Origin of the sequence: Acinetobacter sp. Leaf130 (assembly GCF_001423205.1) — a bacterium.
Taxonomy (GTDB): Bacteria; Pseudomonadota; Gammaproteobacteria; order Pseudomonadales; family Moraxellaceae; genus Acinetobacter; species Acinetobacter calcoaceticus.
This window is the reverse complement of the sequence record NZ_LMOE01000011.1, coordinates 36,622-51,381: the sequence shown is the minus strand read 5'-3', so window position 1 is coordinate 51,381 and position 14,760 is coordinate 36,622. Positions and strand designations below refer to the sequence as shown.

Here is a 14,760-nt window from a genome sequence, read left to right as displayed (position 1 = left end):
ATTTCGCTCAAATAAACTTCGAGTAATTTAAACCAATCAATCAATGATAATATTTCGATCAATCAATCAGTAAAAATCCACACAAGTTGTTCTTCATAATCTCTTAATGATCTTTCTGCTCTTCGTCAGAGACAGAATTCAACGCAATACTAAGCTTTTCATCTTAACCCTGTAAGCTAAGATATTCTCATGTATCGCGTCGGGATGAGTGCATTATAGGGGAAAAAAAATGGTACGCAAGCACTTTTCTAAATATATGTGCTTGATCGATTCTTTTTCACCCAATTGAAATCAAAAAAAGTAAAAACAACCATTCAACTTATTGATAATAAATAACAAATTCTAAAATATTTTATTTTCATTCTTTTTTGATTTTCACTTCTATTATCTTAATAGGTTGTTTAGGAACGTTCTGATGCATTCCATCAGTGATTGTTGGTACTTTTACAATACGGTCAACCACATCCATCCCTTTAATCACTTTTCCGAAAACTGCATAACCAGCATTACCAGCAGAGCGATTTAGAAAACTATTATCTGCGACATTAATAAAGAACTGACTAGTAGCAGAGTCAGGATTTGCGGTACGAGCCATCGCTAAGGTTCCGCGTGCGTTAGCAATCCCATTTCCAGCTTCATTTTTGATTGGTGCTCGAGTGGTCTTTTCCTGCATATTTGCAGTAAGCCCACCACCCTGTACCATGAAACCAGGAATTACTCGGTGGAATATCGTATCTTTATAAAAGTTCGACTTTATATAGCTTTTAAAATTCTTCACGCTGATTGGGGCTTTCTCATCATAAAGTTGTATTTCTATGTTGCCTAAATTTGTTTGCATTTCAACTAAAGTGTCAGCCCAGACTGAATGACTGCTTAAACCCAAGCAACATAGCATTAATAATTTTTTCATATCTTCCTACAGTAAAATGCAAAACTTAATAAAGGTTAAATTTAATCGTCTATATAAAAGAATTCTAGTGAGTATTTATTATCTTTTATTTAAAGCCTTATATTTTAGATTTGAGTATGAGTCCACGTTCCACGTGAAACATGGACCAAACTTTTATTTAGCTATTTTTATCCCAAAATTTTCTAAAGTTTTTACTGAACTCAATGGTGTAACGTTTGGCCTTTTTAGAAATAGGCGTCAGATTTATAAATCCATGCGTTTGATCTGAGTATTCTTCATAATGCATTTTGACGCCATTTTGGCGTAGCTTATAGCTATAGATTTTCCCTTCATCATGTAATACGTCATGCCCAGCAGTAATCACAAAAGCCGGTGGATTCTTCTTCAAGTTGCCATAGGTTGGAGAAATAATAGGATCGTCTAATTCTACGTTATGCTGGGTTGCATAATATTGAGTGACATTATTGATATCTTTATCTGTCAAAACCAATCCTTCGTTATAGGCATAGAAGGATGGATGTCGGCTCTTGAAATCGACTGTAGGGTAAATAAGAAGTTGTGCCTGTGGAGCATAAGGTTTATTTACTGATCGTTGAGCCACGACTGTACTGATGTTTCCACCTGCACTATCACCCGCTACCGCAATTCGACCTTTTAATATTTTTAATTGCCTACGATTTTGATATACCCAAGCCAAAGCATCTTCACAAGACTGGATTAAATGTTGAGGAGAAACCTCAGGCGCAAGAGGATAATCGATACTGAGTACTTGTACTTTTGCATATTTTGCCAATATACGACACACCTCATCATGAGTATCTAATCCACCCACAACAAATCCCCCTCCATGATAGAAAACAAGAAGAGGTAATTTTTTATTAGGTGCTGGATGATAGTGTCTCGCGAAAACGGTTCCACTTTGAAGAGGTAAACGAATATCTTCTACGGAATCAATATCCGTTGATTTCTGGCGTATAGCCAGCATTTGCGTATCAAACTGCCTTCTGGATTCAATTAGATCTGGACCAATAAAACCGATACGCCCCTGCTTAATTTGTACAGCCATCAGACATTTTGTAAATGAGTCCAAGTCAGGATATTGGTAAGAATACCCAAGAATTTTGGCAAGTGATTCTTGAGCTAATCGAGGTAACTTATCAAGAGCTCGAGCAGCGGGCCCTTGGCCCTTATCTAGCAATGTTTGAATTTTTTGATTAAATGCTGTCATGCCTATCTCCATGAATTCCTCTTATCCTTCATATTTTCTACAGAATTCTGTTGCTGTTTGACTATATTCGCATACAACTCATGTAATCAAGATACAAAGGTAAAAACTAAATTACGCTAATCTGATTTAAAGCAAATGTCATTAACAAATCTGTCGTTTCAAGCAGGAGTTTTTTGCCAATTATTGTTAACAGACAAAAAGAGGTACGATTATGTCAACAAAACTAGTTGTTACTTTATTAGCAACCAGTCTTTTAACTGTAGGCTGTGTGGCTTATACGGATGACCCTTCTTATCGTGGTGGGTATGGTTACCCAGATACTAATCGCTATGATCGCAATGATGGACGTCGATATAGTGATTGGGAACGGAAGCGTTGGGAAGAGCGTAAAAGACTATATGAACAACAACGGAGAGACGCTCGCGAACAGGATCGAAATCGTCATGAATGGGATAAAAGACGCCATGACGAGGATAAGAAACACCGTGATGACGATAAAAGACGCCACGAGTGGGATAAAAAACGGGTAGAAGATCGTGATCATAATCGTCGAGATTCTCGTCATGATGACTAAATTCATTACTATATAAAAAGCCCCAATAAGCTACGTCTTTTGGGGCTTTTTTGAGAATTCTAAACTCTCTTAATTATAGAGTAATGAGTAGCAGCTCACTTCATACATAAATCGGCATCTTAAATATATGACTCTATAACCTTTTAACTGTTCTTATCGCTAAGAATTACTGAGCAGTTGCAGAACCTGAAACTGAACCTGAAGCACCAGCATCAACTTGACCTGGTTGTGCTTGGCCAGAAACGCCAGCATCAACACCTACACCAGCTTGTACGCCAGATGGGCTAGCACTTGTTTGAGCAGAACCTGATGCATTTAAACCAGCTTCAGATGCACAACCAACAGCTGTAAAAGCGACACCAGCAAGTACTACAGAGATAAGACCTAATTTTTTCATAATCGTTTTCCTTTCATTACGACAAACACTTAAATGCAAAGTTCATCTTCGCGCTGCCTATAATTCACAATTTTTTTTTCTGGCGTGCGTATCATTGGTTGTCTTTTGTAGTAATAGAAGTACAAATTGTGCAATTTTTTATTAAATTCCCTTCCCTACTCTTACCTCTATCTTTTATATAAAAGTAGTAACTTAAGCTTTTGTTTAATTTTATTAATTTTTAATTTTCATCTTAGCCTTTTACTCTACTCAAAAAAATTCTCTTTATAGAAATGCTATATAAGGTGCGTAGAATGTTACAGAGGTTTTTTGCTTAAAAATTCCTTTTCCCATTAAAAAAGCCGGGTATAGACCACGGCTTCTCTAAAAATTTATTATATTCCGTTTTAAATTACGGCCATTGCATCTCGCCTTTTACAACTTTTGCACCTAACTCGAGGCTATCCACACTTTTTAACGTTGGATATTGTTTTTGCATGAGCTGACTCAATTCGCTAGCATTTTTACTTACTTTAGCCGCTTTCTCATAGCTCTTGAGATAATCGATCGAAAAGTTAACTGCATCCAAACCTTGTGGAGCTCCTTCAACCATATGGGCAGGAACCACCCTTTGAGGTTGAAGTGCTTTAATGCTTTCTAAAGTTTGAATCACTTCATTGCGGTCTTTAACTTTTGGTGTATCTGCCATCCATAAATGAATACCTGAAGATACAGGGATACCACCTACTACTGCTTTTGAAGAAGGAATCCATAAATAAGTGAGTTCTTTCTTACCTTTAATTTCAATTGACTCATTCTCTAATTTTAAAGTTTTAGCAGTGTAAGCTTGAGGCACAATAATTTGGCTAGGCGCATTTGCACCCATTTGTGGTCCCCAATACTTCACTTTAAGCGCTTGAGTATCTTGAATATGTTTAACAGTTTCCGGCGTTGCGATGATTTGTACGTTTGGGAAGTACTGTTTAAATACATCTAAACCAAAGTAATAGTCGGGATCACCATAACTTACGAAAATTGTCTTTAGCGTTTTACCGCTATCGAGAATATCGGCAGCAATACGTAATGCTTCAGATTTTGAGAATTGCGCATTGACTAATAGAACTTCTTTATCACCTTCAATTAAAGTAGAAGTCACCCCAAAATGTTCTGGTTTAGCCAGAAAACTTTGGATTTTTAGATCCTGTGCAAAAGCTGAGGAAGCCATCGTCAAAGCTGTAGCAGTTGCTAGGGCCGAAGCAGTTAATTTAAAAAATTTCATTATGTATTCTCCAATTTCATAAGGAATACTTTAAATTGCAATTTCTGTAAGGTAAATGCACTAAATTAAGATAAACTGTTGCATAAATTGTAATAATGATAAAGCATATGGACACATTAAAAGCCATACAAGTCTTTGTTTCTATTGCTCAGCATGGCAATTTAACCAAAGCCGCAGAACATCTTAATTATTCCCGTGCCATGGTTTCTCGCTATCTTGAACACCTAGAGCATACATTCTCAACTCGCCTATTTCAGCGGAATACTCGAAAAATATCTCTCACTCCAGCAGGTGAAAAAGCTCTCCTCTACTGCGAAAATATTTTACAACAACAACAACTTTTACAAGAGCTAGCAGCACCCGAACAACATAACGGTACGATTCGTTTTACTTGTGGTTTATTTTTATTTCAATTAGGTGTTGGGGAATGTATTCGTCAATTTAAAAAGCAACACCCACATATTCAATTTGATGTATATCTTACTGAAAATACAATTGACTTGATTGATGCACAAGTCGATTTAGCTTTGCGTATAACGCAAAAAGTTGCAGATGGATTAATTGCGAGACCAGTCTGCCAGATCGAATCGGTATTTTGTGCTCATCCAGATTATTTAAAACAGCACAGCCCCCTCTCTCACCCAAGACAACTTATTCAATACGAATGTTTAGCTCACCATAGCCAGCATCAATACTGGACTCTTTTTGATGAAGAGCAACAACCACAGAATTATCCTTTAAACGTTACCTTTAAAAGTAATGATGTAAATGCTGTTTATGATATGTGTCTACATGCTCAGGGTGTAGCTATGTTGCCTTCACTATTAGTTAAAAAAGATTTAAAAGAAAAACGACTAGTTCCTTTATTTAAAAACTTTTCAGCGCCAGAGCTAAGTTTGTCGGTGGTATATGCATCTAGGCAACATTTACCCAAAATAACGCAGGAATTTATTGCTTTTATGATCGAAAATTTAGATTTTTACTTAAAACCACAAAATTAAAAGCTTTAAATTGTCGTGTACGCTTGAATTTTTAGGCAGTGCCCATACTTCATACCTATTAATGAATTACAGCATATGCATGGCAGTTCAGGTTTTACACAGTAAATACTGATGCCAAAAAGGACTGTACATGTTTAAAAACCCATTTAAACGGAGATCATCAATGGCTAATGAGCAAAACGAGCAAGCTCAAGACATTCAACACGAGCAAGCAGAGCAATCTAATGAGCAAACTCAGGCTGAAGGTGGAGAGCAAGCAAACGACGTTACCGTTGAATCTTTACAAGCGCAAATCACTAAATTAGAAGAAAGTCTTAAACTTGAAAAAGCTCGTACAGCGAATGCTGTTTACGAAGCACAAAAAAGTGTAGAGCGTATTCAACGTGAGTCAGAGAAGCATAAAGAAACTGTGCTTGAAAAATTTGCAAAAGAATTATTAGATTCTGTAGACAATTTAGAGCGTGCAATTCAAGCAACGGGTAATGAAGAATCTCCTGTACTTGAAGGCATTAAGTTAACCTTGAAGTCACTATTAACTACACTGGAAAAATTTGGTGTTGTAGAAGCTGACACTAAAAATGGTTTCAACGCAGATTTACATCAAGCAGTGGGCATTGCCCCAGACGCTAAAGCGAATGAAATCGGTACCGTTTTACAAAAAGGCTATACCTTAAATGGTCGCTTATTGCGCCCTGCTATGGTTATGGTTGGTCAATAAATAAAAAATTTGAGAGTTTTTAGATTTTTTTTCGCTAAAACGCTTGAAAAAAATAGATTCACTCTCATATCGGATAACAAGCAAAAACATTGCAAAAGAATTTTTGAGGAAAACGTCACATGGCAAAAATTATTGGTATTGACTTAGGTACTACCAACTCATGCGTTGCTGTACTTGAAGGCGATAAAGTAAAAGTAATCGAAAACGCTGAAGGCACACGTACAACTCCATCGATCATTGCTTATAAAGATGGCGAGATCTTAGTGGGTCAAAGTGCTAAGCGTCAGGCAGTAACTAACCCGAAAAATACATTATTCGCAATCAAGCGTTTAATTGGTCGTCGTTACGAAGATCAAGCGGTACAAAAAGACATCGGTCTTGTACCTTATAAAATCATCAAAGCTGACAATGGTGATGCTTGGGTAGAAGTAAACGATAAAAAATTAGCACCTCAACAAGTCTCTGCTGAAATCTTGAAAAAGATGAAGAAAACTGCAGAAGACTATTTAGGTGAAACAGTTACAGAAGCAGTTATTACAGTTCCTGCTTACTTTAACGATGCTCAACGTCAAGCAACTAAAGATGCGGGTAAAATCGCTGGTTTAGACGTTAAACGTATCATTAACGAACCAACTGCTGCTGCACTTGCGTTCGGTATGGACAAAAAAGAAGGCGATCGTAAAATTGCTGTTTACGACTTAGGTGGTGGTACTTTTGACGTATCAATCATTGAAATCGCAGACCTTGATGGCGACCAACAAATTGAAGTGTTATCAACAAATGGTGATACTTTCCTTGGTGGTGAAGACTTTGATAACGCATTAATTGAATTCTTGGTTGAAGAGTTTAAGAAAGAACAAGGTGTGAATTTAAAAAATGACCCACTTGCGTTACAACGTTTGAAAGAAGCTGCTGAAAAAGCAAAAATTGAGCTTTCTTCATCAACTGCAACTGAAATTAACCTTCCATACATCACTGCTGATGCGACTGGTCCTAAACACTTAGTGATCAATGTAACTCGTGCAAAACTTGAAGGTTTAGTTGCTGATTTAGTTGCTCGTACAATTGAGCCTTGCCGTATCGCACTTAAAGATGCTGGTCTTTCGACTTCTGACATCTCTGACGTGATTTTGGTTGGTGGTCAGTCTCGTATGCCACTTGTACAACAAAAAGTACAAGAATTCTTTGGTAAAGAGCCACGTAAAGACGTGAACCCTGATGAAGCAGTTGCAATCGGTGCTGCGATTCAAGGTGCGGTATTGTCTGGTGACAAAACTGACGTTCTTTTATTAGACGTAACACCATTAACTTTAGGTATTGAAACAATGGGTGGTGTATTAACACCAATCATTGAGAAAAACACAACGATTCCTGCGAAGAAATCACAAGTGTTCTCTACTGCTGCTGACAACCAGCCTGCTGTAGACATTTCTGTTTACCAAGGTGAACGTAAGATGGCTCAACAAAACAAATTGTTGGGTAACTTCCAATTAGGCGACATTCCACCTGCTCCACGTGGTGTGCCACAAATTGAAGTATCTTTCGACATCAATGCTGATGGTATCTTGAAAGTATCTGCTAAAGATAAGAGCACTGGTAAAGAGCAATCAATCCAGATTAAAGCAAACTCAGGTTTGTCTGATGCTGAAATCGAAGCAATGATTAAAGATGCTGAAGCGAATGCTGAAGAAGATCGTAAGTTTGAAGAACTTGCAAAAGCTCGTAACGAAGCTGATGCATTGGTTTCTAGCTCGAACAAAGCTGTAAAAGATCTTGGTGATAAAGTTACTGAAGATGAAAAAACAGCTGTAAGTACTGCGGTTTCTGAACTTGAAGCAGCAACAAAAGAAAATGATGTTGAAGATATCAAGGCAAAAACTGAAGCTTTACAAAACATCTTAATGCCTATCACTCAACGTGCTTATGAACAAGCACAGCAAGCTGGTGGTGCAGAAGGCTTTGATCCAAATGCATTCCAAGGTGGCGATGCAGGTCAACAAAAAGCTGACGATGGTGTTGTAGATGCAGAGTTTACTGAAGTTAAAGATGACAAAAAATAATTTGTTTCTTTAATAAAAAACCGCGCTTAGGCGCGGTTTTTTTATTAGTTACAAAAAATAACAATGATTTTTTAAGGGAGTTTTTTAATTAATTGATGTCAAAAAGATCAATGATAAAAACTAATCTATTAATTATAAAAAAGATTTTATAAAGAAAAATACACTGTTACTTATTACATTAATTATTCCATTATTGCCAAGTCTAAAAACATCTTTTTAAATTTTTCTACCAAGATCACAAACACCGACTACTCTCTTGCATTTTTTATCATTTTGACGAAGTTGATTAAGTAGCTAACAATAAGATTTATTTATATTTTTTATTTTTCCATGAAAAAATTTCTATGGTGGGGAATTAGCTTGTGTTTATGCATAGGCTTACAAACGATGATCTTTGCTCAAAGTAATGTATCAATTGGTTCATCTCATCAACCTTTAAAGTATCAAATTGCTTTTATTGACCCACGGTTTCAACTCACTAAAGAACAACTTATTGAAGTAAGCCAACAAGCTGCTGAAATCTGGCACAAAGAGACTGGAAAAACCTATTTTATTTATGATTCAGAAGCACAGTTATCAATTAACTTAATTTATGATGATCATCAAATTATTAAAAGTGAACAACAGGAAAATTTAAATGCTCTTTTGCAAAAGCAGGAACAATGGCACATTAAAAATGAAGAGATTATTTTAAACAAACAAGAAATTGACCAGCTATCATCTGATTTGAACAAAAAAAAGATCAGTCTAAAAGCTGAATTTGAACACTATCAACGAGACGTAACAGACTTTAACCAAGGGCAACATCGATACTATCTTGCCGATGAATTAAAAGAGCGGCAAAATCAACTACAGCAAATATCTGGAAATTTGCAAAATGAATCAAATAATTTAAATTTTAAAATTCAACTACTTAACATAAAAATTAAAGAACTAAATCAAGAGCAAAGCGATTTAACAACGTTAATGACACAATTTAAGCTAGAACAAAAAGCCAGTATTCAGACCTTTCATAAAGGTTTATTCAGTCAAAACCAAATTCAAATTTACGGTTATGCTTCTTTAAATGATTTACGTTTGACCCTTGCTCATGAGTTTGGCCATGCTTTAGGGCTAAAACATACCACCGATCCTAAATCTTTAATGTACCCCCGTTTAAAAGAGCAAGATATTCATAATTTCAAATTAACAGATTCCGATTTAGAGTTATTAGGCTCAATTTATAGTTCAATTAAGGAAAATCATTAAAGTTAAATGATTAAAAAAACTAAATAAAACCAAACATATTGAATTTTTTCTAAAAAATAATTTTGCATTTGGTAAAAATTAATGAGACTAAAGTCTCATTTATTTATCAGAATTGTACGTTTTTTGATTGATTTTTCACTTTATATTCTTATAATACGTTTTTTTTAAATCTCCCCCTCTTCTATTATGCGTTTAACATCTTTGTTACTAGGCGTGGCCTTTGCTTTTTCTAATTTTCAAGCCAATGCTAATCTTGCCACCCCAGCTCATACTCAAATTCAGCAAAAAACAGGTCAGCATCTGACTTATAAAATTGCTGAAATTGACCCACGTTTTGGTTTGAGCCAAGATCAATTGATTCAGATTAGCCAACAAGCTGCGGATATCTGGAAACAAGGTACTGGGCAGGATTATTTTACTTATGATCCAAATGCAAAGTTAGAAATTCGCCTAGTTTACGATAATGGTCAAAGTCGTTCTGAACAGCGTCAAAAAATTGCAGCTCAGTTCCAGCAAGAACAGCAACGTGTAATTGATGAACAGCAACAAATTAAGCAATTAAAGCAAACCCTTGGTCAAACTCAATCTGACCTTGAAAATAAAAAGCAGATTTTGAATGGAAAATTGAAAAATCTTGACCAGCAAATGATGCAACTTAACCAAGGCAAATTAGCACCTGAATACAGTGCTAAATCTTTGGCTAAAACCCAGAAAGATTTGCAAAAGCAAACTGTTGCTTTAAAGAAAGAAATTGCTGCATATAATGAGCAAGCTAAAGATTTAAATACTAAAGTTACTCACTTTAATCAGATTAATAATAAGTTTAATGAATCATTAAACGAATTTAAGCAAAATGCTCAAGCGGATGTCTTTAAAAAAGGTATCTACAACGGCAAACAAATCGTGATTTATGAGTTTAAGTCTATCGATGATTTACGTTTAACGATTGCTCATGAGTTAGGACATGCGCTTGGTTTAAAACACAGTGATCAACCAAATGCATTGATGTACTCAGTTCGTAAAGATGGTGACACAAAAATCACTGGCCTTACTGATGCTGATCGTGATCTATTGAGTGCTTTACCTCAATAATTAAGAACTTGATATAAAATGATGTATCTATTTCTAGATAGATACATCGAAATTCATATCAAAGTCATGTTATTGTGGTCATAAGAGCTAACGAAAATAGAATGGAGATCAAGATGAGTTACTATCATATCCTGATTGAAGTAAATGATCATATCAGCACAATTGAACAAACACGCGATATTGAACTATTTGATATTATTGAAATCAAACCGTATCTTCATTCTATTCTAATCCCCTTTTTCAATGAGCATGAAATCGAGCTTGAAGATGAAAATATTGAATACAAAGATATTTTGCATCTTGAGGTGAAACAAACTCTGCTACCGATTGAACATTTAATTGAAGAAGAACAAAAGCAATTACCAAGTGATACAGATGTTACGATCACTGCGTATGAAATCTTTAATGATCGAAATTTAAGCCAAGATGTCACTTCAGTTATTTTTGATATATTGGAAGCGGTTAAATTAGATTAGCAATCTTATACAAGTACTTATAAAAAAGGTCTGCATGTGCAGACCTTTTTATTATTTTCAGTTTATTGCATCATTTTTTGGGCTTGTTCTTGACGGAATGCGCGTAAGATTTGTTGCCCTGCTCGTCCGCTTGGATTTAAACCTAAACGAGTTTGCTCTTGACGAATAGCCACACGGGTTTTATCCCCAATAAGACCATCAACCGCACCAATATCGTAGCCGCGATTAATCAAAAACTGTTGGATTTCACGACGTTCTGCACGTGAAGTTCCTGGATCATCAGTTGGCCAAGATGTCGCAAAAGGACGAGCGCCTTTTAAACGATCAGATAGATGAGCAATTGCAAGACCATAACTTTCCGCAGCGTTATAACTATAGATAGCATCAAAATTCTTAAATACTAAGAATACTGGACCATTTACGCCTGCCGGTGCCATTAAACCTGCCGAAGTACTGCTAGATAAAGCCCCTTGAACAAGTGGAGAACCATCAATCCGAGTAACGCCTCGCGCACTCCAGCTACTCAAAGCTTTCTTTGAGCGTCGCCCTTCTCCATCAATTGACATCCCTTGGGGAACTTTTACTTCAAAACCCCATGGCATTCCTGCTTGCCAACCCGCTTTATTTAAGAAATTAGCCGTTGAAGCCAATGCATCAACTGTACTAGACACCAAATCGCGACGACCATCTCCATCAAAATCAACAGCTAAACGTTCATAGGTCGATGGCATAAATTGCGTATGTCCAAATGCCCCAGCCCATGAACCTTTCAGTTGATCTTCAGTTAAGTCACCACGCTGTAAAATACGCATGGTGGCAAAAAATTCAGTACGGAAATAACTTTGTCGGCGACCTTCACAACTTAAAGTTCCGAGTGCTTGTAGTAAAGGATATTTTCCAGAAATATCACCAAAATTACTTTCAACACCCCACACTGCCACAATTGTTTCTGGTGGCACGCCGTAAGTTTGAGAAGCACGATTTAAAACATCGCGATATTGCGCCAACTTTTGTTTTCCAAGCTCAACACGTTCTTCATCGACTAAGCCAGAAAGATAATCCCAAATAGGCGTCGAAAATTCTGGTTGATAATTTAATTTATCAATAACAGAATAATCTGGAGTTAAATTTTGAGTATAACGATCATAGGTTGTACCAGAGACTCCAGCAGCAACCGCTTGAGAGCGTAAATTTGCCAAACAACTTTGGAAATTATTATTAGGCGTATAATTTTCGTTAGTCACTGTCGGAACAGTGGCACTGCTAGATATTGTAGAACCATTAATTACGAGCTCTGCTTGAGCCTGAGTCATTGCTAAAAATACAGAGCCAACAATACAAGAAAAACGTCGCATATTATCCCAGTTTCAATTTTTGAATTTAAATTTTTAAGTACCATACCATTATGAGTCTAAAATTTCAGAGAGAAAACGTAAATTTGAATTCATAATCTCTTCTTTAAATTCATTTCCATTGTTTTAAATTCAAATTTTCCACTTTATTTTAAATTTAAAACTTCTGCGAAGTGCATCACTAGTTTTAAATTCAAAATAATAGCGCATAGTTTAAATTCAAAAACCTTATTTTAAACTTAAACTATAAAACATGTGTTTCTGTGGACAAACTTATCCACAGTCGAGCAAAAAACAGTACTATTTATTGATTCTATTCTATATTTCATCATTCTTTATGACACAGCAAATCCGATCAACCAAACAATCTGTATTTTTAAATTCAAAAATCAGCCCATGTTTTAAATTCAAACTTGCCACGTTATTTTGAATTTAAAACACTTCAACAAACATCATTAGTTTTGAATTCAAAAAATATAGCCTCCGCGGCCTGTTATAAATCAAACTATCTTGTGGATAACTAACTTTAAATTCAAAACAATGTAAAAAACTTGTTTTCACTTTTTAAATTTAAAAACACCACCAATATTTAAATTCAAAAATTCACGTAAAAAGTTATCCACAAACCCAAAAATACTTATGATTTATTATTTTTTAAATTTAAAAGATAAAAAAAGCGATCCGAAGATCGCTTTTTAGAGAATTAGAAATACTTTTAGAAGGTCATATCTGCTGTTAGAGCGAGTGGTTCTGGCAAAATTTTCGCCAATTGACGGCATAAGGTCGTCAATTCATTACTATCCACAGGCATTAAAGTGATATGACCTAATTTACGGCCAGCACGTTCAGACTTGTTATAAAGATGTAGATGAGCACCATTTAAGGCAAGTACATCTTCAGTTTTAGGATGCTGACCAATAATATTGATCATGACCGTTGGGCGAACAACGTCTGTTGAACCTAATGGAAGACCTGCAACAGCTCGAATATGGTTTTCAAACTGAGAACAGACAGCGCCTTCAATTGACCAGTGACCTGAGTTATGCACACGTGGTGCCATCTCATTTGCACACAAACCTTGTTCAGTCACAAACAGCTCTAGAGTCAATACACCAACATAGTTGAGGTGATTCAGCAAACGCGTAATGTAGTCTTGAGCAACAGGTTGTAAAGCTTCACTATTCGGTGCTGGAACAATTGAATGCGATAAAATACCATTATGGTGGTGATTTTCAGCCAATGGCCAAGTTTTTACTTCACCATTTTGGCCGCGCACCGCAATAATTGAAACTTCGCGAGAGAATTTAACAAAGCTTTCGGCAACTAGACTTTTTGCAGGACCAAGTTCAGCCCAGGCGGTGTCAATCTGGTCTTCTGAACGAAGTACAAACTGACCTTTACCATCATATCCACCAGTTGCAGTCTTAAGCACAATCGGTAAACCAAGCTCAGAAACAGCCTTTTTCAAACTTTCTAAACTATCTACAGCACGATACGGCGCAACAGGAATAGTAAGTTCATCAAACAATGCTTTTTCTGACAAGCGATTTTGCGCAGTTGCTAAAGCAACACGGGGAGGATGTAATGCTTTGGTTTGTGTTAAAACATCAACATCTTCAACTGGTGTATTTTCAAACTCAAGACTGAAAACATCAGCACTTTCAATAAACTGTTTTAAACCTTGCTCATCTTGGCTAGAAAAGACTTGGCCTAAAACACCTGCTGGACAATCTGTATTTGCTTCAAAAAAAGTACACTGAATATTTAATGGTAAAGCCGCTTGAGCCATCATTCGACCCAATTGCCCACCACCAAAAATACCGATAGTTTTATCCATCTCAGCCTCTTACACCTGACCCGGAATATTTTTGCTTGCAACTTTATCAGTTTGCGCAGCACGGAAATCAGCAACATTTTTTGCGATTTCAGGACGAGTTAAACCTAAGATTTGTGCCGCCATAATTGCAGCATTCGTCGCACCTGCTGGACCAATCGCTAAAGTACCAACTGCAATACCAGCTGGCATTTGTACGATTGAAAGCAAAGAGTCTACGCCATTTAAAATTGATGATTTCACTGGCACACCCAAAACAGGTAAATCAGTTTTTGCGGCACACATTCCAGGTAAATGCGCTGCACCACCGGCACCAGCAATAATCACTTGAATACCACGGTCACGCGCAGTTTCTGCATATTCAAATAAACGATCTGGAGTACGATGAGCAGATACCACTTCCGCTTCAAATGGGACACCAAGCTGTTTAAGCATATTGGCTGTGTTTTCGAGAGTTGCCCAATCAGATTGAGAACCCATAATAATTCCAACGAGAGGTTGAGCGTCTTGTGCTGCGGCCGCATTCATTGCTAATGTTCCAGAGACAAAAGTAAAAGAAGATAAATCTCGACGAGAGCCAAGTTTTAAATGGTTCGGAAGCCCATTATTATA

The 14,760-nt window shown here is 36.5% G+C and carries 12 protein-coding genes and 2 pseudogenes; 7 read left to right on the top strand and 7 right to left on the bottom strand.

Translation table 11 applies throughout. From position 1 onward, the window contains the following. Positions 1-358: 358 nt before the first annotated feature. Together ASF86_RS18545 and ASF86_RS18540 are read right to left on the bottom strand one after the other, a co-directional pair. Entirely contained in the window at positions 359-910 is a 552-nt protein-coding gene (locus ASF86_RS18545) for a peptidylprolyl isomerase (protein ID WP_056484416.1), read from the bottom strand. 157 nt (positions 911-1,067) lie between these two features. Further along, a complete protein-coding gene (locus ASF86_RS18540; RefSeq protein ID WP_056484413.1) occupies positions 1,068-2,138 on the bottom strand; it encodes an alpha/beta hydrolase in 1,071 nt (356 codons plus the stop codon). Between the two features lie 211 nt (positions 2,139-2,349). On the opposite strand from ASF86_RS18540, the gene ASF86_RS18535 reads away from it, so the two are divergent. Then, positions 2,350-2,712 (top strand): hypothetical protein, encoded by a 363-nt coding sequence (locus ASF86_RS18535; RefSeq protein ID WP_056484409.1) that lies wholly within the window; start codon positions 2,350-2,352, stop codon positions 2,710-2,712. A gap of 166 nt (positions 2,713-2,878) precedes the next feature. Here the strand turns inward: ASF86_RS18535 and ASF86_RS18530 are convergent, their stop codons facing one another. Then, a complete protein-coding gene (locus ASF86_RS18530) occupies positions 2,879-3,109 on the bottom strand; it encodes a hypothetical protein (protein WP_000733015.1) in 231 nt (76 codons plus the stop codon). A 391-nt stretch (positions 3,110-3,500) separates the two neighbouring features. Further along, the gene (locus ASF86_RS18525) at positions 3,501-4,367 is read right to left on the bottom strand and encodes an MBL fold metallo-hydrolase (protein ID WP_056484403.1); all 867 of its coding nucleotides are present in this window, start codon (positions 4,365-4,367) and stop codon (positions 3,501-3,503) included. Between the two features lie 107 nt (positions 4,368-4,474). Here ASF86_RS18525 and ASF86_RS18520 point away from each other — a divergent pair. From ASF86_RS18520 to ASF86_RS18495, 6 genes and pseudogenes are all read left to right on the top strand, one after another. Next, positions 4,475-5,403 (top strand): annotated as a pseudogene (locus ASF86_RS18520) (LysR family transcriptional regulator). 128 nt (positions 5,404-5,531) lie between these two features. Beyond that, on the top strand, positions 5,532-6,086 hold the full coding sequence (gene grpE, locus ASF86_RS18515; RefSeq protein WP_017391195.1) for a nucleotide exchange factor GrpE: 555 nt from the start codon (positions 5,532-5,534) through the stop codon (positions 6,084-6,086). Positions 6,087-6,205: 119 nt separating this feature from the next. Then, positions 6,206-8,146, top strand: coding sequence for a molecular chaperone DnaK (gene dnaK / locus ASF86_RS18510; protein ID WP_056484402.1), 1,941 nt, complete (start codon positions 6,206-6,208; stop codon positions 8,144-8,146). Between the two features lie 330 nt (positions 8,147-8,476). Continuing rightward, entirely contained in the window at positions 8,477-9,394 is a 918-nt protein-coding gene (locus ASF86_RS18505; protein ID WP_056484399.1) for a matrixin family metalloprotease, read from the top strand. A gap of 81 nt (positions 9,395-9,475) precedes the next feature. Then, positions 9,476-10,486 (top strand): annotated as a pseudogene (locus tag ASF86_RS18500) (M57 family metalloprotease). Positions 10,487-10,587: 101 nt separating this feature from the next. Beyond that, complete coding sequence (locus tag ASF86_RS18495; protein ID WP_081407785.1) at positions 10,588-10,962, top strand: hypothetical protein; 375 nt, start codon at positions 10,588-10,590, stop codon at positions 10,960-10,962. 62 nt (positions 10,963-11,024) lie between these two features. Here ASF86_RS18495 and ASF86_RS18490 read toward each other — a convergent pair whose 3' ends face one another. The 3 genes from ASF86_RS18490 to purE all read right to left on the bottom strand — a co-directional run bounded on the left by ASF86_RS18490 (position 11,025) and on the right by purE (position 14,676). Further along, entirely contained in the window at positions 11,025-12,317 is a 1,293-nt protein-coding gene (locus ASF86_RS18490) for a lytic murein transglycosylase (RefSeq protein ID WP_056484390.1), read from the bottom strand. Positions 12,318-13,029: 712 nt separating this feature from the next. Then, positions 13,030-14,151, bottom strand: a complete 1,122-nt coding sequence (locus ASF86_RS18485; RefSeq protein ID WP_056484387.1) for a 5-(carboxyamino)imidazole ribonucleotide synthase — start codon at positions 14,149-14,151, stop codon at positions 13,030-13,032. 9 nt (positions 14,152-14,160) lie between these two features. Further along, a complete protein-coding gene (purE, locus tag ASF86_RS18480; protein ID WP_002115451.1) occupies positions 14,161-14,676 on the bottom strand; it encodes a 5-(carboxyamino)imidazole ribonucleotide mutase in 516 nt (171 codons plus the stop codon). Positions 14,677-14,760: the final 84 nt, after the last annotated feature.